The organism is Agrobacterium sp. 719_389, from assembly GCF_900188475.1.
GTDB classification, from domain to species: Bacteria; Pseudomonadota; Alphaproteobacteria; order Rhizobiales; family Rhizobiaceae; genus Agrobacterium; species Agrobacterium radiobacter.
This window is the reverse complement of the sequence record NZ_FYEM01000009.1, coordinates 65540-86688: the sequence shown is the minus strand read 5'-3', so window position 1 is coordinate 86688 and position 21149 is coordinate 65540. Positions and strand designations below refer to the sequence as shown.

Here is a 21149-nt window from a genome sequence, read left to right as displayed (position 1 = left end):
GCACGTTCCCCGGAAACTGGACCAGTTCGTATCGCCGTCGGGCGATGATCCGGTCTTACATAAATTTGTGAACGAGGCAAACAGGCAAAAAGGTTGAAAGCTTCGCCGCATAACGAATAGAGTCGAACGAATCTTCCGCGAAAGACGGAAACAGGGCTGGGGTGAAGTTGGAGGAAATAGGCGGCATGACCGCATGAAATTCAAGAAATACATCTGGCCCGTCGTTGGTTTTGCGACGATCGGTTTTTCCGCCTGGTTGCTCTTTCACGAACTGCGTGGCCTGTCGCTTGATGATCTCTGGGACAGCCTGAAAGCCATTCGCGTGCGGGACTGGCTGTGCTCGGGCCTTGCGACCCTGCTGGCCTATGCCGCGCTTGCCGGTTACGACCGCATCGCGCTGCAGCATCTTGGCCGCAAGGTGAACTGGTTCTTCATCACGCTCACCTCTTTCACCACCTATGCGCTGTCCCACAATGTCGGGGCCTCGGTGTTTTCGGGGGCGGTGGTGCGATATCGGGCCTATACGTCCAAGGGGCTGAGTGTCGCGGAAGTGGGCGTTCTCGTCGGTCTCTGCTCCTTCACCTTTCTCATCGGCACGATCATGCTCATCGGCCTGGTGCTGCTTTACGAGCCTGACATCACCGAACGGTTTACCGGAATCCTGCCCGTCGAGGCCTCCAGGACCACAGGCGTCCTGCTGCTTGTCGTCGTCGGGCTTTATGTTCTCGGCAGCCTGCTCAAGCTGAAGCCCCTGAAAATCGGCTCTTTCGTGCTGCCTTACCCTGCGCCCAAGCTTGTTGCGCAACAACTCGTCATCGGCCCGATCGAGCTGATCGGCGCGGCTGGCATCATCTATTTCGCGCTGCCGGAGGCCGGAAATCCCGGTTATATGGTTATTCTCGGCATATTTCTGGTTTCCTTCTCGGCGGCGCTCATCTCGCATGCGCCGGGCGGGCTGGGGGTGCTGGAGCTGGTCTTCGTCACCGGCCTGCCGGATATGAACCCCGCCGATGTCATCGCCGCGCTGCTGGTCTTTCGCCTGTTCTACCTCATCATCCCCTTCATCATGGCGCTGTTCGTGATCCTGTTCTTCGAACGGTCACAGCTTGCGGCGGCGCAGAAAAGGGAAGGGCTGAGGTAACCCTCAGCTTTCTTCCGGCTTTTCCTCGCCGCGCAGCCAGAAGGCGCGCTGCGAGGCGAACCTGTCCTGCGCCAGCGTTGTCTTCAGGTAAGGCAGCAGCGTGTGCAACTCATCCTTCAGCGTATAGGGCGGGTTGACGATGATGAGGCCGGAGCCGCTCAGGCCGTCCAGCCGGTCGCTTCTGACTGACAGTTCCGCGCACAGCATCTTCGGAATGTCGAAGGATTGCAGCCGCTCATGGAAGTCCTTGATCGGTGCGCCCTTCTTCAGGGGATACCACAGGCAATAGGTGCCGGTTGAAAAACGCCGATAGGCCTTGTTCAGGCCATCTGCCAGACGCTGATATTCATTCTCAAGCTCGAATGGCGGATCAACGAGGATGAGGCCGCGCTTTTCCTTGGGCGGCAGATGCGCGCCGAGCGACAGCCATCCATCCAGCTCAGTCACCCGTACCTGATAATCCCCCTCGAAGAGCCGTGCCAGAGCGCGGCTGTCATCCGGGTGCAGTTCCATTGCCGAAAGCCGGTCCTGCGGGCGAAACAGCATGCGTGCGAGTTTCGGTGAACCCGGATAAAATTTCACGCCGCCTTCCGGGTTGAGTTCCTTCACGGCGTCAAGATAGGGCTCCAGCAATTCGGCGATGGGGGCGGGCAGATCACCCTCCATCAGCTTGCCGATGCCGGTCTGCCATTCGCCCGTCTTCTGCGCCTCTTCCGAGGTCAGGTCGTAAAGACCGATGCCGGCATGGGTGTCCAGCACCCGAAAAGCCTTGTCCTTGTTCTGCAGGTAGCGCACGAGGCGGGCGAGAACGGCATGTTTGAGGACATCCGCGAAATTGCCGGCGTGATAGATGTGGCGGTAGTTCATGGATATGTCTCGCTTGCGGCTTGTCGGGGTGAATGGTCAGGATGAATATTCTTGATGGACGTCACTTCGGCCTTTTTGCCGCATCGTTGATGCAATATACAAAAGACATGAACGTTGCGACCCCGATTTCCGCTGAAAAAGCCGCCCCGAAGCCCGAAGTCCGTATCGGACACACGGTCTGCCCGCATGACTGTCCGAGCGCCTGCGCGCTGGAGGTCGACATCAATGCCGATGGCCGGATCGGCCGCGTGCGCGGGGCCAATGCCAATACTTACACCGCCGGCGTAATCTGCGCCAAGGTGGCGCGTTATTCCGAGCGCATTTATCACCCCGGCCGATTGCTGACCCCGAAGCGCCGCAAGGGCGTAAAGGGTGCGGGCGACTGGCAGGAAATTTCCTGGGAAGCGGCGCTGGACGAGGTGGCGGACGCTTTCCTCAAGGCTGAAGCGCGGCACGGCGCCGAAGCCATCTGGCCCTATTTCTACGCCGGCACCATGGGGCAGGTGCAGCGCGATTCCATCGAGCGGCTGCGCCACGCCAAGAAATATTCCGGCTTCTTCGGATCGATCTGCACCAACATGGCCTGGACCGGCTACGTGATGGGCACCGGCGCACTGCGTGGCCCTGATCCGCGCGAGATCGCCAGGGCCGATGTCGTCGTCATCTGGGGCACCAATGCTGTCGCCACGCAGGTCAATGTCATGACCCATGCGGTGAAAGCCCGCAAGGAGCGTGGCGCGAAGATCGTCGTGGTCGATATCTACGACAATCCGACTATGAAACAGGCGGATATGCGCCTTGTCGTCCGTCCCGGCACGGATGCGGCGCTCGCCTGCGCCGTGATGCACATCGCCTTCCGAGACGGTTATGCCGATCGTGATTATATGGCGCGCTTCGCAGATGATCCGGCCGGGCTTGAAGCGCATCTGAAGACGAAGACGCCGCAATGGGCATCGGAGATCACCGGTCTTTCGGTGGAAGAAATCGAGGATTTCGCCCGGCTGGTCGGCGCCACGAAGAAGACCTTCTTCCGGCTCGGATATGGTTTTGCCCGCCAGCGCAACGGCGCGGTCGCCATGCATGCGGCCCTCTCCATCGCCACGGTTCTCGGCTCCTGGCAATATGAGGGCGGTGGCGCTTTCCACAACAATGGCGATATCTTCCGGCTCAACAAGTCGGAGCTGATGGGCAGTTCTTACGCCGACCCCGAGGTGCGCCAGCTCGACCAATCGCAGATCGGACGTGTGCTGACGGGGGACGCGGAAGCGCTGCGCCACGGCGGCCCTGTGACGGCGCTGCTGATCCAGAACACCAATCCCGTCAATGTCGCGCCTGAGCAGCGGCTGGTGAAACAGGGGTTCCTGCGCGACGATCTCTTCGTCGCCGTGCATGAGCAGTTCATGACCGAAACGGCTGAGGTGGCCGATATCGTGCTGCCGGCGACCATGTTCCTAGAACATGACGACATCTACCGTGCCGGCGGCCAGAACCACATTCTGCTTGGTCCGAAACTGGTGGAGCCGCCGGAAACGGTGCGCACCAATCTCTTCGTCATCGAAGAACTGGCGAAACGTCTCGGTGTCGACCATATGCCGGGCTTCGGCATTTCGGCCCGTGATCATGTCGACCGTATGCTCAAAGTCAGCGGCTGGGGTGATTTCGACACGCTCGCGGAAGAAAAATGGATCGATGCGCAGCCCCCCTTCGAGGTGGCGCATTATCTCGAAGGTTTCGGTTACGGTGACGGCAAATTCCGTTTCAGCCCCGAATGGGCGACCGGACCGTCTCCGAACAAGCCGCCGAAAAACATCGGCGTGATGGGGCCGGTCTCGCAATTTCCGAAATTCCCGGATCAGGTCGATGTCATCGAAACCGTGGATGGCGTCCATCCGTTCCGGCTGGCGACATCGCCGGCGCGAAATTTCCTGAACTCCACCTTCGCGGAAACGAAGACCTCCGTGCAGAAGGAAGGCCGCCCGGAATTGATGATCTGTCCCGAAGATGCCGCCGGTAACGGTATCGCCGATGGCGACATCGTCCGCATCGGCAATGACCGCGGCGAAGTGCGGCTCCACGCGAAAATCGTGGAGGGGGCAAGGCCGGGTGTGCTGATTGCCGAAGGGCTGTGGCCCAACAAGGCGCATCTGGACGGCGAGGGCATCAATGTGCTGACCGGCGCCGATGCCGTTGCGCCTTATGGCGGCGCGGCATTCCACGACAACAAGGTATGGCTCCACCGCGACGATGAGAGCCGCGAGGCTTGATATTGCGCCGCAACAGGGGCAGGCTGAACTCCCACGACAGGCAAGGACATATCCGGTGACACAGACGCAGGCGAAAAACGTTCCGGCCGACACGGATGCGGGCAGAATCCGGTTGGTGGAAAAGGAAACCGTCTGGAAGGGCTTCGTGCACATGCAGAAGCTCATTTTCGACCAGCGCATGCCGGATGGTAAAACGATCCGCATTATCAGGGAAGTTCACGACCACGGCAGCGCGGCCGCCATTCTCCTTTACGACCCGAAGCGCGACAGCGTGGTGCTGGTGCGCCAGTTCCGCCCCGCCGCTTTCGTGAACGGCGATCCAAGCTTCATGATCGAAGTGCCGGCAGGGCTTCTCGATGATGACGATGCGGCGCATGCCATCCGCCGCGAGGCGATGGAAGAATCCGGCTACGCGGTCGAAAAGGTCGATTATCTGTTTGATATGTATGCCAGCCCCGGCACGCTGACGGAAAAGGTCAGCCTCTTCGTCGCCCGCATCGATCTCGACGTACAGGCCGGCAGCGGCGGCGGGCTGGAGGACGAAGGCGAGGATCTGGAGGTTTTGACCTACGGACTGGACGAGGCCTTCGCGATGATCGCATCGGGTGAAATTACCGATTCCAAGACGATCATTCTCCTGCAATGGGCGATGTTAAATCGCGCCCGGCTTTGAGGGCGGGGTTATCCGAGCGTATCTGGTAAACTTGTCCTTCGGGTGAAGCCGTCAATACTAGAAGCGACCTTTGACGCCCATCCCCACGAAAATCGACTGCAAGTCACCGCCGCCGGCATTCTTTTCCGATGATAGGCCTCCGGCACCTGCGCCACTATAGTGGGTGTCTCCGCGTCCGAGACTGGTATAGTCATACGCGCCATCGAGATAGATCGAGGCATTCTCGGTCAGGTCATAGGCGACGCCCGCCTTCACCCCGAACATGCCGGCAACGTCGAATTTGTCGGTGAAGCGCATATCGCGCAGCCAGTGATCGTCCGTCGCCTTGCCGTAGACCATGGCGCCACCTTCGAGGCCCAGATTGAGCGACCAGTTGCCGAACCTCTGACCGCCCGTCAGGTTACCGTAGAAGACAGGGATTTGCTGGCGATAGGTGATTCCCTTGAGGCCATCCTTGAATTTGCCCGAGAGATCACGGGGCGAAAAAACGCTGTAAACGGCGTTGCCGCCATAGGCTGACCATTGCACATCCGTGTAGCGAAAGCCGACGCCGGCGCTCAGATATTGCTGCGGATCGTCCAGCAACATGCGATTGAGTTCGAGGTTTCCCGAAAAATAATGGTCGAGCCGCGTATCGTCATGCTGGGAACGGTGGCTCCAATTGTCCTTGGAGCTGTCTCTGGAAAAAGGCCATACCCAGTCATAGTCGGTCATGTAGCCATCGCCTTCAAAGCCGACGCGGCCTTCCGCCTTGACGCGCCAGCCGGGCGCAAGTTCAAGCCCGAGCGAGCCGCGCAATGCCACGGCGTTTTTGGTTTCCCATTCGAGTTCGCTCAGCTTGCGGCCACCGATATGGACGGTTTCGGTCGCTCGAAGATTGAGAACGCCGGCATCCACCGAGGCCGTAATGCCGCTTTGCTCAGCCGCAACAGGCAGGCTGGCGCCCGCCAGCAGAACAACCGAAAGCGGCAGGGAAAATCTCGAAAATGGCATAATCGCTCCTGAATGGCCGGAGAGCCCGAAATAAGGGCCGCTGCGAGCATTAAAGGTGATTATGGTAAATGATCGGTTTATTTTTCCAAAAATACCATTTCAAGTATTTTTGTACTTTAGGAATAACTCTATCAGGAAGCGGAAATGAGGTTGGAATACTCAGCTTTACTTTCGCTGTCCGTGAAGACGGCCTTACCGTCTTCCATTTGCACCTTGCCTTCGGCAAGCCGCTTCAGGGTCAGCGGATAGAGCTGGTGCTCGACGGTCAGTATCCGTGCCGCGAGTGTGTCGGCCGTATCGCCGGAAATGACCGGCACCGCGCCCTGCGCGATGGTCGGGCCTTCATCCATGCCTTCGGTGACGAAATGCACGGTGCAGCCGGAAATCTTCATGCCGCTGTCGATAGCGCGCTGATGAGTGTGCAGGCCGGGGAAAAGGGGCAGAAGGGAAGGGTGGATATTGATGATGCGGCCTTCATAGGGGGCAATGAAATCCCCAGATATCAGCCGCATGTAACCGGCAAGGCAGATGATATCAGGCGCAATCTCGCCAAGTGCGGCCAGAATGGCGCCCTCGTGCTCCGCCTTGCTGGGATAGGTCTTGCGTTCGAAGACCAGCGTCGGAATACCGAGATCCCGTGCCTTTTCCAGCCCGCCCGCAGATGCCTTGTCCGAAATCACGCAGACGATTTCCGCTGGAAAATCCTCTGCCTGACAGGCCTTGGCCAGCGACACCATGTTGGAGCCGCTGCCGGAAATGAAAACGACGACGCGTTTGCGGCCGGACGAGAAGGCGGCGCTCATCATAGGCCGAGAGTGCCCTTGTAGATCGTACCGTGTGCACCTTCTTCACGGGTGACCATGCGGCCGAGCGGGAAAACGGTCTCGCCTTCCGCCGTCAGGGCGTCGGTGACCTTACCGGCATTTTCAGCCGAAACGACCACAATCATGCCGACGCCGCAATTGAAGGTGCGCAACATTTCCTTCGCTTCAACGCCGCCGGTTTTTGCGAGCCACGAGAAGACGGCCGGAACCTTGATCGCGTCGAGATCAATCTCGGCAGCGAGATGCTTGGGCAGAACGCGCGGAATATTCTCCGGGAAACCACCGCCGGTAATGTGCGCCAGCGCCTTCAGCGCGCCGGTTTCGCGGATCGCCTTCAAAAGCGGCTTCACATAGATGCGGGTCGGCGTCAGCAGCGCTTCGCCAAGCTTCTTGCCATCCGCGAAGGGGGCAGGGGCGTCCCAGCCAAGACCGGAAACCGAAACGATCTTGCGCACCAGCGAGAAGCCGTTCGAATGAACACCGGAGGAAGAGAGCCCGAGAATGACGTCGCCTTCGGAAATATCGCCAGCGGGCAGAAGCTGTCCGCGTTCGGCGGCACCCACGGCAAAGCCCGCGAGATCGTAGTCGCCATCGGAATACATGCCGGGCATTTCGGCGGTTTCGCCGCCGATCAGCGCGCAGCCGGATTCGCGGCAACCGGCGGCAATGCCGGAAACGATGGCGGCGCCCTGATCCGGGTCCAGCTTACCGGTCGCGAAATAATCGAGGAAGAACAGCGGTTCTGCGCCCTGGACAACGAGATCGTTGACGCACATGGCGACGAGGTCGATGCCGACGGTGTCATGGTAGTCAGCGTCGATGGCGATCTTCAGCTTGGTGCCGACGCCGTCATTGGCTGCCACCAGAACCGGATCGGTGAAGCCTGCGGCCTTGAGATCGAACAGGCCGCCGAAGCCGCCGATTTCGCCATCCGCACCGGGACGCCGCGTCGAACGCACCGCCGGTTTGATCTTTTCGACCATCAGGTTGCCGGCGTCGATATCCACACCTGCATCACTATAGGTAAGACCGTTCTTGCCCGACTGGCTCATGGCTCTCGTCTCCGCTGGTTCCTTTGGCGTCGCCATTCGCACGGGACGGGGCCTGATGCAAGGGTTTGAGTGGCAAAAGCTCCGGTTTTTAACGGCTTTGGCGGGGCTTGCCGGATTGAGTGCTCACGATGGCTGCGGAGTGGCGCGACAGACGAGATTGAGCAGGCCGTCATTGGAGGTATCGGAATTTTCCTCTATCGGCCGACCGTTTTCGCCGTAACGCGCGACGATCTCAAAGCCCGCCGCTTCCAGCTGCCGGGTCTGGGCGGCAAGGTCTATGAAATAAAACAGGCCGCTCCAGCGGTGCGCCTGATCCGCAAGAATTGCATATTCCGGCGTCTGCTTTGTCTGAGGCTGCAGGCGCAGATAGTTGACCCAGCTTTGCGGATGCAGCGAATTCACCACCTCGCGCGGGTGCCAGGAACGCCGATGCAGCGGCATGCCGCCGGCCCGCTTCCATTGCCGGTTATGGAACGAAAAGATGAAGTACCCGCCCGGTGACAGAATGCTTCGGACGGCATGGATGATGGCAAGCCGGTCCTCATGGCCGAAGGCGCTTAAGATAGCGAGCGCGCCGAGCACGCAATCGAAACGCTCCGCGCCGAATTGGCCGATCGCCCGTACATCCATGTCCAGAAACGTGGCGGCGGGAAAATTGCGCCGCGCAAGCGCAAGCATGGGCTGCGAGCGGTCAATACCGATATATTCGCCGACCAGCGGCAGAAGCGGTTTCGTCGTTCGGCCGGTGCCGACGCCGAGGTCAAGCAGCCGATTGCCCGCATAGGCATGGCGGAACTGATCGAGAATGATGCGTTCGGCGGGGTAAAGCTGCTGGTTGTCGTACCATTCGGCGACTTCGGGATTATCGAAGAGACCGGCATTATAGTCCGCGATGCCATTTTCACTGGTGCTCTGCATCGTGCCCCCGGTCGCCGGTCATGAAGGGCGACGCTGGCCCGTCCGGCAATATTTGATAGTTGTCTAATATTTTCCGCCGGTCAACCTGCCGTTGCGAGAGGTTGACTGGAAATGAAGGGTTTTGTCGCTGTGCGGGCAGTCTCCTTCCGCCGACGCGCCAAAGCGCCGGTCTTGACCATGTGCACATGCCCATCCTATCTCCATCATGGGCAGTGACGGTACGGCGAAAAAGGATGAACGGATGCAACCCCATGTGAGTGGTATGAACCTGCGCCGGCAGGTGTTTTTCTGGATCGGCGTGCTTGCCGTCTTTATCCTTTTCCTGATGGTCTTCAGCTCCATTCTCCTGCCCTTCGTGGCGGGCATGGCGCTTGCTTATTTTCTCGATCCGGTGGCCGACTGGCTGGAGCGGCGGGGCTTGAGCCGGTTGATGGCGACGGTCGTCATCCTCGTCTCCTTCGTGCTGATCTTCGCACTGTCGCTCATCATCATCATTCCGCTGATTGCCGCCCAGGCCTCGGAATTTATCACGCGCATTCCGCAATATATCTCGTCGCTGCAGCAATTGATCGCTGGCGCGGATACGAACCTCCTGCCGGACTGGGTGAGCAGCCAGATCAACTCGGTAAAGGAGAACTTTTCAAAGCTCCTGACGGAGGGCGCAGGCTTCATCGGGACGCTTTTGACGCAGATATGGAATTCCGGCAAATCGCTGGTCGATGTCATGTCGCTGCTGGTCGTCACGCCCGTGGTCGCCTTCTATCTGCTGCTCGACTGGGACCGGATGATCGACAAGGTCGACAGCTGGATACCGCGCGACTATGTCCATACCGTCCGCCAGATCGCCCGCGACATGGACAAGACCATTGCCGGTTTCGTGCGCGGGCAGGGGTCGCTCTGCATCATTCTCGGCGTTTATTACGCCGTCGGCCTGTCGCTGGTGGGCTTGAATTTCGGCCTGCTGATCGGCCTTTTTTCGGGTCTGATCAGCTTCGTTCCCTATATTGGATCCATGGTCGGCCTCATCCTCGCCGTCGGCGTCGCCATCGTGCAGTTCTGGCCGGACTATATTTATGTCTTTCTGACGCTCGTCGTGTTCTTTTCCGGCCAGTTCATCGAAGGCAACATCCTGCAGCCGAAGCTTGTCGGCAAAAGCGTCGGCCTGCATCCGGTCTGGCTGATGTTCGCCCTCTTTGCTTTCGGTGCGCTTTTCGGTTTCGTCGGGCTTCTCGTGGCGGTGCCGGCGGCGGCGGCGGTCGGCGTGCTTGTCCGCTTCGCCTTGTCGCGGTATCTTGAAAGCGATCTTTACCATGGGCATGTCGCCAACCTTCCCTGGGACACAAATGCGACCCTGGAAGAAGGGGAAACGTCCTCCGGCAAGGTTGACTCTCAGAGCTGACGATGACTGACCAAATCAAAACCGACAATGCCCGGTCGAAGGCCGAGCAGCTGCCGCTCGCATTCTCGCACCAGTCCGCTTCCGGCAGGGACGATCTCCTCGTCTCCGCCTCGCTTGCGGCTGCCGTCAGCCTCATCGATGAGTGGCCGAACTGGCGCTCGCCCGTGGTCGTGCTGGCCGGGCCGCCAGGCTCGGGAAAATCGCATCTCGCCAATATCTGGAAAAATATCAGCGACGCGCGCGACATTCACCCCGAAGCCGGCGCAGATGCCGCGCGTGCGGCCGAAACGGGACCGGTTCTTTTCGAAGATGCCGACCGGCGCGGTTTCGACGAGACCGAGCTTTTCCATGTCATCAACAGCGTGCGTCAGCACGGCACGACGCTTTTGATAACCAGCCGGCAATGGCCGGCGGCATGGCCGGTGACGCTGCCGGACCTGCGCTCGCGCCTCAAAGCCGTGACGGTGGTGGAAACCGGTGAACCGGACGAGGGGCTGCTCGCGCAGGTGCTGGTGAAACTCTTCGCCGACCGGCAGCTTTACATGGATGACAAACTCATAGGTTACATCGTCAATAGAATGGAGCGTTCGCTCGATACGGCGCAGACGATCGTGGACCAAATCGACCGGCTGGCGCTCGCGCGTGGAACGAGAATTACACGTCCGCTGGTAGCTGAGGTCCTCAATGCGATGGACAGCGCGAGAGCGGATAGCGGACTGGACGGCGATTGACTGTCACAGTTCCGTCGTCAAACTGTTATACGGGCAAGAAGGACGATCGCGCGATGCAGCAGGATCACGGGACGGAAATAAGTCAGGGGACGGAACAGGGAATGGACGCTATCGCGCAGGACGACTTCAACAAGGTTCAGCCGGTGACTGAGGGCGAAAGCCTTTGGGACAGCCCGGCGCGTTTCATCAACCGCGAATTTTCCTGGCTCCAGTTTAATCGCCGCGTTCTCGAGGAAACGCTGAACACGGATCACCCGCTTCTGGAGCGTCTGCGTTTCCTTTCCATCTCGGCCGCCAATCTCGATGAATTCTTCATGGTCCGCGTCGCCGGTCTTGAAGGCCAGGTACGTCAGAAGATCACCGTCAAGACGCCCGACGGCAAGACACCGGCCGAGCAGCTCGAAGATATTCTGAAGGAAATCGACAATCTGCAGATGGAGCAGCAGGCTTCGCTTGCCGTTCTGCAGCAATATCTCGCCAAGGAAGAAATCTTCATCGTGCGGCCTGCGGCACTTTCCGAAGCGGATCGGACCTGGCTGGGCACGGAATTCGAAGAGCGTATTTTCCCGGTGCTGACGCCGCTGTCCATCGACCCGGCGCATCCGTTCCCCTTCATTCCGAACCTCGGCTTCTCGATGGGCCTGCAGCTCGACAGCGTCAATGGCCGTGAGCCGATGACGGCGTTGTTGCGTCTTCCGACCGCGCTCGACCGCTTCGTTCGTTTGCCGGATGAGAAAAACGCCATCCGCTACATCACGCTTGAAGATGTGGTCGGCCTGTTCATTCACCGGCTTTACCCGGGCTATACCGTCAGAGGTTTCGGCACGTTCCGCATCATCCGCGACAGCGATATCGAGGTGGAAGAAGAGGCGGAAGATCTGGTCCGTTTCTTTGAAAGCGCGCTGAAGCGCCGCCGCCGCGGTTCCGTTATCCGCATCGAGACCGACAGCGAAATGCCGCAGTCGCTGCGCCAGTTCGTGGTGCACGAGCTTGGCGTTCCGGATAATCGCGTCGCCGTTCTGCCTGGCCTTCTGGCACTCAACACCATTTCGGAAATTGTCCGCGCGCCGCGCGATGACCTGAAGTTCGAGCCTTACAACGCCCGTTTCCCCGAGCGCGTGCGCGAACATGCCGGCGATTGCCTTGCCGCCATCCGCGAAAAGGACATGGTGGTTCACCACCCCTATGAAAGCTTCGACGTGGTCGTGCAGTTCCTGCTGCAGGCCGCGCGCGATCCCGAAGTGCTCGCCATCAAGCAGACGCTTTACCGCACCTCCAATGACAGCCCGATCGTTCGCGCGCTGATCGATGCGGCGGAAGCCGGTAAATCCGTCACCGCGCTGGTGGAGTTGAAGGCGCGTTTCGACGAAGAGGCGAACATCCGCTGGGCGCGCGACCTGGAGCGCGCCGGCGTGCAGGTCGTCTTCGGCTTCATCGAACTCAAGACCCATGCCAAGATGTCGATGGTGGTGCGCCGCGAGGACGGCAAGCTCCGGACCTATTGCCACCTAGGCACCGGCAACTATCACCCGATCACGGCCAAGATTTATACCGACCTTTCCTTCTTCACCTGCAACCCGAAGATCGCCCACGACATGGCGAATATCTTCAACTTCATCACGGGTTACGGCGAGCCGGAAGAGGGCATGAAGCTCGCCATTTCGCCCTATACGCTGCGCGCGCGCATCGTGAAGCACATTAATGAAGAGATCGAGCACGCCAAGCGCGGTGCGCCGGCGGCGATCTGGATGAAGATGAATTCGCTGGTCGATCCTGAAATCATCGATTCCCTTTACCGCGCAAGTGCTGCGGGCGTGGAGATCGATCTCGTCGTGCGCGGCATCTGCTGCCTGCGCCCGCAGGTGGCGGGACTGTCGGACAATATCCGCGTCAAATCCATCGTCGGCCGCTTCCTCGAACACAGCCGCATCTTCTGCTTCGGCAACGGTTTCGGCCTGCCGTCCGACAAGGCGCTGGTCTATATCGGCTCGGCCGACATGATGCCGCGCAACCTTGATCGGCGCGTGGAAACGCTTGTCCCGCTCACCAACCCCACGGTGCACGAGCAGGTTCTTTCACAGATTATGCTGGGCAATCTCATTGACAACCAGCAGAGCTACGAGATACTTGCGGACGGAACGTCGAGGCGCATTGAGGTGCGTAAAGGCGAAGAACCGTTCAACGCGCAGCACTATTTCATGACCAATCCCAGCCTTTCCGGACGTGGTGAAGCCCTGAAATCCAGTGCGCCCAAATTGATTGCCGGGTTGATTTCGTCCCGCAAGAAACAGGCTGAATGACTCGATCAGAAGCACAGGGGCGGCTGACCGGCCTTGCCCCCGTTTCCGTCATAGATATTGGTTCGAACTCCGTTCGTCTTGTTGTATATGAAGGTCTTTCCCGCGCGCCCGCGGTGCTGTTCAACGAAAAGGTCCTGTGCGGCCTTGGCAAGGGACTGGCGCTGACGGGCCGCATGCATGAGGAAGGTGTCAGCCGCGCGCTGATGGCGCTCAGGCGTTTTCATGTACTTTCCGAGCAGGCGCAGGCGCAGAAGCTCTATGTTCTGGCAACAGCCGCAGCGCGCGAGGCGGAAAACGGCCCGGATTTCATCCGTGAGGCCGAAGCCATTCTCGGCTGCGAGATCGAGGTGCTGTCAGGCGAAAAGGAAGCGCTTTATTCCGCCTATGGCGTAATCAGCGGTTTCCATGATCCAGACGGCATCGCGGGTGACCTCGGTGGCGGTTCGCTCGAACTCATCGATATCAAGGGTAAGAGCTGCGGGCAGGGCATCACCCTGCCGCTCGGCGGCCTGCGCCTGTCCGAACAGTCGGATGGCTCACTGGAAAAGGCGACGACTATCGCCAGAAAACACGTCAAATCCTTTGCGAAGCTGTTGGCGGCGGGCGAGGGGCGCACCTTCTATGCAGTCGGCGGCACCTGGCGAAACATTGCCAAACTGCACATGGAAATATCAGGCTATCCGCTGCATATGATGCAGGGTTATGAATTGCCGCTGGAGGAAATGCTGAATTTTCTCGAGGAGGTCATCGTCTCCCGGGATAGCAAGGACCCGGCCTGGCAGGCGGTTTCCAAGAACCGTCGTTCGCTTCTGCCGTTTGGCGCCATCGCCATGCGCGAAGTTCTAAAGGCGATGAAACCGGCAAAGATCGCCTTCTCGGCGCAAGGCGTGCGCGAAGGTTATCTCTATTCGCTGCTGACGGAAGCCGAGCGCGAATCCGATCCGCTTCTGGTTGCTGCCGATGAACTCGCCATTCTGCGCGCCCGCTCGCCGGAACATGCGCGCGAACTGGCGGACTGGAGCGGCCGCACCTTCCCTGTCTTCGGCATCGACGAGACGGAAGAGGAAAGCCGTTACCGACAGGCGGCCTGCCTTCTCGCCGATATCAGCTGGCGTGCACATCCGGATTATCGCGGCCTGCAGGCGCTCAACATCATCGCCCACTCCTCCTTCGTGGCGATCACCCATCCCGGCCGCGCCTATATTGCGCTTGCCAATTATTATCGTTTCGAAGGTCTGAACGACAACGGCACTACCGAGCCGCTCGCGGCGATGGCAGGCGACCGGTTGCAGGAGCTCGGCAAGCTGCTCGGCGGCTTGCTGCGCGTGGTTTATCTCTTCTCGGCGTCGATGCCCGGTGTCGTTGATCACCTGAAATTCCGCAAGTCCGACAATCCAGACCTCGATCTCGAATTCGTGGTGCCGCACGATTATTGCGATTTCGCCGGCGAGCGGCTGGATGGCCGCCTGCAGCAGCTGGCAAGGCTGACGGGCAAGCGGCTGGCATTCGTCTTCGAGTAACCGGTGAGAGAAGTCTGCTATGCGGCGCGGGTTAGGACCAGCGCTCGCAAAAGGCTTCGATATCGCTCGACTGAAAGTCGGAAAGCCGCGCCATGATCTTTTCGAATGGCCAGTCCCACCAGGCGATGGATGAAAGCTTTTCGGCGATGGATCGCGAAAATCGCTCGCGGATGATTTTCGCGGGCACGCCGCCGACAATGGTATAGGGCGGCACATCCCTGGTGACGACAGCGCCGGCGGCAAGCACTGCACCGTCTCCGACCGTCACGCCCGGCAAGACGATGACCCCGTGACCGATCCAGACATCGTGACCGATAATGGCGCGGTCCTGCTTGCGCTGGTCGAAAAAGGCGTCGTCGCGCACCGCATCGGCAGAATAATATTCCGGGCAGTAGCTGAAACGATGCATGGATGGCCGGTCCATCGGATGGTTCGGCGCGCCTATCCGGACCTCCGCAGCGATGGCGCAGAATTTTCCGACTATCGCGTCACCGACCATACAGCGGGGTCCAAGGTAGGAATAATTCCCGAGTTCGACATTGTGCAGGGATGTATCCGCGAGAATTTCGCAGCACTCGCCGACGTTTGAATCTCTTATGCTCGCCGTCGCATGGATGACGGTTTCTGCGATTTTCGGGCGCTTGATTTGCAAAGACGAATCCATTCCAGCCTCCAGATTTGCGCCTGCTTAACCGGGGATGATGAAAGGCCTGTGACGACGGCCAAAGCGGTTCAAGCGGGCCGGCCGTTCCCTCGCAAATGCGGGTCATGTGGTTTGCCCGAAAGAGCGAAATCCTGTTTTTACGGGCGCATGTCACTCATTGGAGATATTGGCGGCGGGATCTCGTTTCTTCCAGTAGTGCTCGGTGATGTTTTGAGCGTTCCGAATGATGTGACCGGCGATTTCAGGGTCTCCGCCCTCGAATGTTTCCGGATCGGCGCCGCATAACAGCAGGAAGAGCTGCTGATGGGCGACGGCGGCAAAATAATCGTGGGACGGTGGCTGCATGTCTGAATCGACGGCCTGGAATGCCTCGGCGACCTCTTTGCTGGCGCGCTCAAGCGCTGCGTGAATGGCGGCCATCATCGCTGCTTCCTTGCGCTGCAATATGTCATGAACCTGCCGCTCTGCCGGTGTCAGAACCGGACAACTCTCACTCATCGAATGTCTCTCCTGTAGGTGCGACCATTTTGCTGAGCGATATTATCGCATGGATTGTGTCGGCTTTGCGGGAAAGACTGAAATCGAGGTGCTGGAGCATGGCGCAATGCTTGGCCATCGTGCCGGAAAACGCGGATCGAAACGGCAGTGGACTGGTACTGTTTTGTAAAAGGCTCAGCCGTGCCCCAGCGCCTTCCGGATGCAGGCGCTGAGATAGGCATATTGCAGGGGCGTTATCGTCGCCATGGCTTCCGTCCGACTGGCAAGCCTGTCCTGATAGCCGACAGGAGTATCGAACTGGCTGAAGGTGAAATCCCAGCGCGTGCCTTCAACGATATTGTAAAAATGCTCAGCGCCGCTGACGGCGGTTTTGGCGAGTTCGCCGCCGAAAATATCCTGCACCACCAGCGCGGTGACGCTGCCTTGCCCCCTGGCGGGGTTTTCGCGCGACCAGAGGCTGCTGGTCTCACCCGACCAGCTTTTCTTCAGGGCGTAATAAAGTCTCTCTGAATTGTCCTGCATGAAATGTCTTCTTTTCCGCAAGCATGTTTCGGTTAGAATCTGAGAATCGGAACGGAGCGCCCGGCAGACCTTTGTGTCTATCGGGCGCTCCGTCCGGATCATTCGCCGCTGCAAAAGCGGTTGGCAGCGGCCGTAGTCTTACTTCGCGTCGAGCAGGTCCTTGACCTCAAGCAGGACGAATTCGTTATCATCAGCCTTGTCCAGCGCGCGGCCGGCCGAGAAGGGCAGGTTGTTGTCGTTGCCGACGATGATATGCGTGGCGTCGACGCGATCGACATTCTCGATGGTGACGAAAGGCATGTCGTAATAGCCGTTACCGCCGCCCTGACGCTTCTTGTTGTCGGGGTCGGAGATTTTCAGAAGATCGATATAACCGATCTTGCGCGCGGCCTTGCCGACATTGGCGTCATTGAATTCGATCTTGTAGATGCGCTTCACCTTGGAGGGCACGGCAAAGCAGTTTGCTTCCGGCTTCTTCGGGTCGGCGCAGGCCTTGTCGGCGGTGCCGGCGCCATTGTCACGCTCGATGACCAGCGCGGTGCTGTCATCCAGCATGTTGAAGTCACCGATGGCTTCGCCGCCCTGGGCCAGCGGATAGAGCCATGTGCTGCCGGTCCATTCCTTCTTGGTGGTGTCGAGCTCGATGATGCGCAGTGCGGTCGCGCCGTCTTCGGTCTTCTCCACCTGGCCGTCAGCCATGTAAAGCGGGCCTTCCAGAAGGCCGTAGAGCTTGGAGCCGTCCTTGGAGAGCGCCATGCCTTCATAACCGCCCGAGCGCTTCAGGTTGAAGGCCGCCATCTTCTGCGTGGGGTTGCCGGGCAGGGCGAGAGTGGGGTGATCGGGAGACTTCACCTCGATGTCGCCGGCCTTGGTGGAGATCACATCGGTCAGCTTGCCGTCACGGGTGAATTTCAGGATGTAAGGACCGAATTCCTCGCCGACCCAGAAACCATCGGCAACGGGCTGAATGGATTCGACGTCGAAATCGGCGCCGGTCAGGTAACGCTTGCTCGAACCTTCGAGAACGATGGGGAAAGGCGCCTTCATGTCGGGATCGGAGAGGAACACGGTTTCAAGCGCGTTGACCTTGCCGGCCTCCCAGTCGAATTTCAGATGGTGAAGCATCAGCATGGCGTCGCTGGAATTGAGCTTGGAACCGAAGCCATTGTCGGAAAGGCTCCAGAAGCTGCCGTCGGGCATGGCCTTGATGCCGGAAAAACCCTGCATCGGCTGGCCGTTGAACGGCATGGAAAGGCCGGTCAGGCGTACGCCATCCTTGCCGGGCACGGTGCCGAGACCTTCGGCGCGCTTGCGATCGGCGGTCGTGAACTTGGCGGAGGTCTTGAGATGTTCAGGCGCGTCAGCAGGTGCTGCGATGATGGTGTGGGCCGGCAGGATGGCGTGCGAGACCAGCTTTGCCGGAAACTCCTGTTCCGCCGCATAAGACGCGGAGGCGAGTGCAAGAATGGCGCAGGATGCAAAAAGAATGTGTTTCATGATGGAGACCCCTCTCAATACCTGTTGAAGACAGAATTGAGGCGATAGGGTCGTCGCATGACAGGCAGGTGATTGCCGTTTGAAGCTTTGATGAATTTTGATGACGGGCGTTGGGTTAAACGAAACGGCGCGGCATTTTGCAGCCGTTTACCCCTCAAGCCACGGGGGGCTGGTATTGGCTGAGTGTGCAGACGCCCAGCGTCTGGCCACGGCCTTTCACGGCATGTTCACCCAGATATTCGCTGCGAACGCCTTTCGGAAGCACCAGCTGATGAGCGAGGTCTGCGGATATGAGCACCGGATGACCGAGCATCTTGCTGAGCGATTCGAGACGTGACGTGGTGTTCACCGTATCGCCGAAATAGGTGATCTTGTGATGGTCGACGCCGATTTCCGCCGTGATGACCGGCCCGCCGTGGATGGCGAAGCGCAGGCGCGGCACTTCGCCGAAGCGGGAGAGCCACATGTCCCGGTTGCTTTCAACGGTCGCCTGAATATCGAATACGCAACGCACGCAGGCCGCCCGCCTTATCGCCATGTGATAGGGCCAAGTGATGATGGCGGCGTCGCCAATATAATCGTCGATGACACCGCCGTGTTTTCTGACCGGCGCGGCATAACTTGCGAAAATTTCACCCAGAAACTCCTGAGCCTTCAGGTCGCCGTGGGTTTCCGCAAAGGAGGTGGAGCCGACGAGATCGATGAAGATGAAAACGCGGTCTTCGCTGACGGGGCGGCGATAGCGCCCGAGAATGAGATCGATGAAGATATCGCGGCCGAGAAGCTCGCGCACGCGCATGATGAAGACGATGATGCCGCAGACAATGAGGGTGAAAATCAGCGTCTGCAATTCGGCGTGCACCGCCCGTTTCCAGGTGCCGGGAAATATTCCGCTCAACCACAGGATGGTGCCGCCAAGCCCGAAACCGCAAAAGACGAGGATGGCGTAGATGATGAGGCCGACGGCGATATAGGCGGGTGTCGGCAAAGCGCTGACCTGCCGCGACAGGCCGGGCATGATGTAACCGCGTTCAAAAGCGAGAATGGGTGCGCAGGCGAAGAGCGCATAGGTCGCGCCGATCAGCGCGCCGCCGCCATATTCCAGAAAGGCGTAGGCCACGCCGCTGCCGGCCACGGCAACGAACAGCACCACGTAATCCAGAATGGGCAGCAATTTTCTCATGTCGGTTCTTGATCTCGGGAAGGGGAGGCCCCGCGCTCCCTTCGGGCGAAGCTTCTGTTCAGGTCATATGCGACATTAGTGTGGAAAAAGCGCTGCAAAAAGTGAGCAATCGGTAAGGTTGCATGAAGGATTGGTAAGGCTGTTGCGCTGTTGCCGCAAAATCGGCGTCGCCGTCGCGCTACGTCTAATAGGATGTTCTGTAATAGACGGTTTCAAGCGGGGATTGCGGCCGGTCGTCCGGCGAGCGGTTCGACCATTTGACGGGAAAGGCGGCAAAACGCAGCTTGTTACCGTCGATCCATGCCCGGTCAAACAGGGTCTCGCCCTTGCGGGCGAAGGTGATGGCGGCGCAGGTGCGGCCGTCGACATCGAAGGAAATGTTTTCCTTCCAGCCGCTCAAGCCGCAGCCCATGCCTTTCGGGTCGCGATTATAGTGGTCAACGACGTCGCCGTCATTCGGCGTCATGGTGATGGCGGTGACGGTATGGGCAAAGAGCAGGCTAGCCTGATCTTTCAGGCCGCCATCCAGCGTACCTTCATAACGCACCTGCACGGTGGGCTGTTGGCAGCCGCTGCGGGCATAGATCTGCGAGACCGCGTGCATGCGATTGTCGCGAATGGTGATGCGCGTGACGATGCCGTGTCGGTCGTTCTTGCCGATCTTCAGGCAGTCGGTCGTCCATTCGCCCTGAAGGTCGATCCTCTCTTCGGCGGCCCGGGCGGGAAGAGAGGGAAGAATGCCGGCCGCCGTTAAAAGGGCGGCGAGCAGCAGAGTGTGGGCAGGTTTCATGGCAATACCCTCGAATCGCGCGACCATCGGTAAAGAGATGAGACGCGATGCGGGCAAAATTGCGGAAAAGCAGAGGGCGGTTACGCCTCGCTTGCCGCAACCTCCACCGCCTCGACCTTCTTGCCGGCGAAACGCAATGCCACTTCGCCATTGATGAGCTTCAAGGCCACATCGCCGAAGAGTTCTCGCCGCCAGCCGGTCAGCGCCGCAACGGTCGCCTTCTCGCCTTCGGAGGCGATCTTGTCCAGATCGTCGCTGTTGGCGATGACCTTGGCGGCGACGCCGTGCTTGTCCGCCGTCAGCTTCAGGAGAACCTTGAGCAGCTCCACGGCAGCGCCGGAACCTTCCGGTGCGTGGCTGTGGCGCGGCGCCTTGGGCATTTCCTCTTTCGGAAGCGCCAGCGCCGCATTCACGGTCTCGATGATGGCGGTGCCGGAGGCGGATCGTTCCCAGCCCTTGGGAATGGTGCGCAGGCGCGACAGCGCCTCGGCATCCTTCGGCTGCTGCTGGGCGATTTCAAAGATCGCATCGTCCTTCAGGACGCGCGAACGCGGCACGTTGCGCGAACGCGCTTCCCGTTCGCGCCAGGCGGCGACGAATTTGAGGATGGCAAGTTCCGTCGGCTTGCGCAGACGCGATTTCAGCCGCAGCCACGCATCGTCGGGATGCATGTCATAGGTGTCGCGGGATTCCAGAATGTCCATCTCTTCGGTCAGCCACAGCGAGCGGCCTTCGCGCTCCAGCTGCGCCTTCAGCGCCAGATAGACATCGCGCAGATGGGTCACGTCGGCCAGCGCGTAATCCAGCTGCTTTTCGGTCAGAGGACGGCGGCTCCAGTCGGTGAAACGCGAGGATTTGTCGATCTGCACGTTTTTGATCTTCTGCACCAGCTGATCGTAGGAGATCGAGTCGCCAAAACCGCAGACCATGGCGGCGACCTGCGTATCGAAGATCGGATGGGGAATAAGCCCGCCGAGATGGTAGATGATTTCGATGTCCTGTCGCGCGGCATGGAAAACCTTCACGACATCAGGATTGGCCATCAGTTCGAACAGCGGGGTGAGATCGATACCCTTGGCGAGCGGATCGACCAGCACTTCAAGCGTCGGGCTTGCCATCTGCACGAGACAAAGCTCCGGCCAGAAGGTGGTTTCCCGCAGAAATTCGGTGTCGATGGTGATGAATTCCGATTTCGCCAGTTCCGTGCAGGCTTCGGCGAGGGCGGCAGTCGTTTCAATCATTGCAAATGGCCACTCGTGAAAATTATCCGTCTTACTTTCCCTTTGCCGGGCGCATGTCAATACAAAGCCCGC

Annotated in this window: 19 protein-coding genes; 7 read left to right on the top strand and 12 right to left on the bottom strand. The window is 59.5% G+C overall.

The features are described 5' to 3' along the window. The first annotated feature begins 193 nt into the window (after window positions 1-193). Window positions 194-1141 carry a lysylphosphatidylglycerol synthase domain-containing protein gene (locus tag CFB10_RS17145; RefSeq protein WP_020009465.1) on the top strand — a complete coding sequence of 316 codons (948 nt, stop codon included), beginning with the start codon at window positions 194-196 and terminating at the stop codon, window positions 1139-1141. Between the two features lie 3 nt (window positions 1142-1144). Here CFB10_RS17145 and CFB10_RS17140 read toward each other — a convergent pair whose 3' ends face one another. Beyond that, the gene (locus CFB10_RS17140) at window positions 1145-2008 is read right to left on the bottom strand and encodes a 23S rRNA (adenine(2030)-N(6))-methyltransferase RlmJ (RefSeq protein ID WP_003502135.1); all 864 of its coding nucleotides are present in this window, start codon (window positions 2006-2008) and stop codon (window positions 1145-1147) included. 41 nt (window positions 2009-2049) lie between these two features. Between CFB10_RS17140 and CFB10_RS17135 the strand changes: the two genes are divergently transcribed. Further along, window positions 2050-4272 (top strand): molybdopterin-dependent oxidoreductase, encoded by a 2223-nt coding sequence (locus CFB10_RS17135; protein WP_020009464.1) that lies wholly within the window; start codon window positions 2050-2052, stop codon window positions 4270-4272. Window positions 4273-4327: 55 nt separating this feature from the next. Then, window positions 4328-4945 (top strand): NUDIX domain-containing protein, encoded by a 618-nt coding sequence (locus CFB10_RS17130; protein ID WP_020009463.1) that lies wholly within the window; start codon window positions 4328-4330, stop codon window positions 4943-4945. Between the two features lie 57 nt (window positions 4946-5002). On the opposite strand, the gene CFB10_RS17125 is transcribed toward CFB10_RS17130, so the two are convergent. From CFB10_RS17125 to CFB10_RS17110, 4 genes are all read right to left on the bottom strand, one after another. Then, window positions 5003-5938, bottom strand: a complete 936-nt coding sequence (locus CFB10_RS17125; protein ID WP_020009462.1) for an omptin family outer membrane protease — start codon at window positions 5936-5938, stop codon at window positions 5003-5005. 131 nt (window positions 5939-6069) lie between these two features. Next, complete coding sequence (gene purN / locus CFB10_RS17120) at window positions 6070-6744, bottom strand: phosphoribosylglycinamide formyltransferase (protein ID WP_026363453.1); 675 nt, start codon at window positions 6742-6744, stop codon at window positions 6070-6072. Continuing rightward, window positions 6741-7814: a phosphoribosylformylglycinamidine cyclo-ligase gene (purM, locus tag CFB10_RS17115; RefSeq protein ID WP_020009460.1), complete on the bottom strand. Its 1074-nt coding sequence runs from the start codon at window positions 7812-7814 to the stop codon at window positions 6741-6743. The genes purN and purM overlap by 4 nt, the downstream gene beginning before the upstream one ends. Before the next feature lie 123 nt (window positions 7815-7937). Further along, complete coding sequence (locus CFB10_RS17110; RefSeq protein WP_020009459.1) at window positions 7938-8732, bottom strand: class I SAM-dependent methyltransferase; 795 nt, start codon at window positions 8730-8732, stop codon at window positions 7938-7940. Window positions 8733-8973: 241 nt separating this feature from the next. Here CFB10_RS17110 and CFB10_RS17105 point away from each other — a divergent pair, with 241 nt between their 5' ends. From CFB10_RS17105 to ppx, 4 genes are read left to right on the top strand one after another with little or no spacing between them, the layout of a single operon-like run. Continuing rightward, window positions 8974-10131 (top strand): AI-2E family transporter, encoded by a 1158-nt coding sequence (locus tag CFB10_RS17105; RefSeq protein WP_026363452.1) that lies wholly within the window; start codon window positions 8974-8976, stop codon window positions 10129-10131. Window positions 10132-10133: 2 nt separating this feature from the next. Further along, a complete protein-coding gene (hdaA, locus tag CFB10_RS17100) occupies window positions 10134-10862 on the top strand; it encodes a DnaA regulatory inactivator HdaA (RefSeq protein WP_020009457.1) in 729 nt (242 codons plus the stop codon). Further along, window positions 10859-13162 (top strand): RNA degradosome polyphosphate kinase, encoded by a 2304-nt coding sequence (locus tag CFB10_RS17095; protein WP_371258489.1) that lies wholly within the window; start codon window positions 10859-10861, stop codon window positions 13160-13162. Before hdaA ends, CFB10_RS17095 begins: the two co-directional genes overlap by 4 nt. Next, on the top strand, window positions 13159-14682 hold the full coding sequence (ppx, locus tag CFB10_RS17090; protein ID WP_020009455.1) for an exopolyphosphatase: 1524 nt from the start codon (window positions 13159-13161) through the stop codon (window positions 14680-14682). Before CFB10_RS17095 ends, ppx begins: the two co-directional genes overlap by 4 nt. A 31-nt stretch (window positions 14683-14713) precedes the next feature. On the opposite strand, the gene CFB10_RS17085 is transcribed toward ppx, so the two are convergent. The 7 genes from CFB10_RS17085 to rnd form a co-directional block, all read right to left on the bottom strand. Continuing rightward, window positions 14714-15346 carry a DapH/DapD/GlmU-related protein gene (locus CFB10_RS17085; RefSeq protein WP_020009454.1) on the bottom strand — a complete coding sequence of 211 codons (633 nt, stop codon included), beginning with the start codon at window positions 15344-15346 and terminating at the stop codon, window positions 14714-14716. A 150-nt stretch (window positions 15347-15496) separates the two neighbouring features. Continuing rightward, on the bottom strand, window positions 15497-15844 hold the full coding sequence (locus CFB10_RS17080; protein ID WP_026363450.1) for a hypothetical protein: 348 nt from the start codon (window positions 15842-15844) through the stop codon (window positions 15497-15499). 174 nt (window positions 15845-16018) lie between these two features. Continuing rightward, the gene (locus tag CFB10_RS17075; protein ID WP_020009451.1) at window positions 16019-16366 is read right to left on the bottom strand and encodes a hypothetical protein; all 348 of its coding nucleotides are present in this window, start codon (window positions 16364-16366) and stop codon (window positions 16019-16021) included. 138 nt (window positions 16367-16504) lie between these two features. After that, window positions 16505-17863, bottom strand: coding sequence for an esterase-like activity of phytase family protein (locus CFB10_RS17070; RefSeq protein WP_020009450.1), 1359 nt, complete (start codon window positions 17861-17863; stop codon window positions 16505-16507). Between the two features lie 154 nt (window positions 17864-18017). Beyond that, a complete protein-coding gene (locus CFB10_RS17065; RefSeq protein ID WP_020009449.1) occupies window positions 18018-19046 on the bottom strand; it encodes an adenylate/guanylate cyclase domain-containing protein in 1029 nt (342 codons plus the stop codon). A 184-nt stretch (window positions 19047-19230) separates the two neighbouring features. Further along, entirely contained in the window at window positions 19231-19836 is a 606-nt protein-coding gene (locus CFB10_RS17060; RefSeq protein WP_026363449.1) for a hypothetical protein, read from the bottom strand. Window positions 19837-19916: 80 nt separating this feature from the next. Beyond that, window positions 19917-21077: a ribonuclease D gene (rnd, locus tag CFB10_RS17055; protein WP_003502177.1), complete on the bottom strand. Its 1161-nt coding sequence runs from the start codon at window positions 21075-21077 to the stop codon at window positions 19917-19919. Window positions 21078-21149 lie beyond the last annotated feature (72 nt).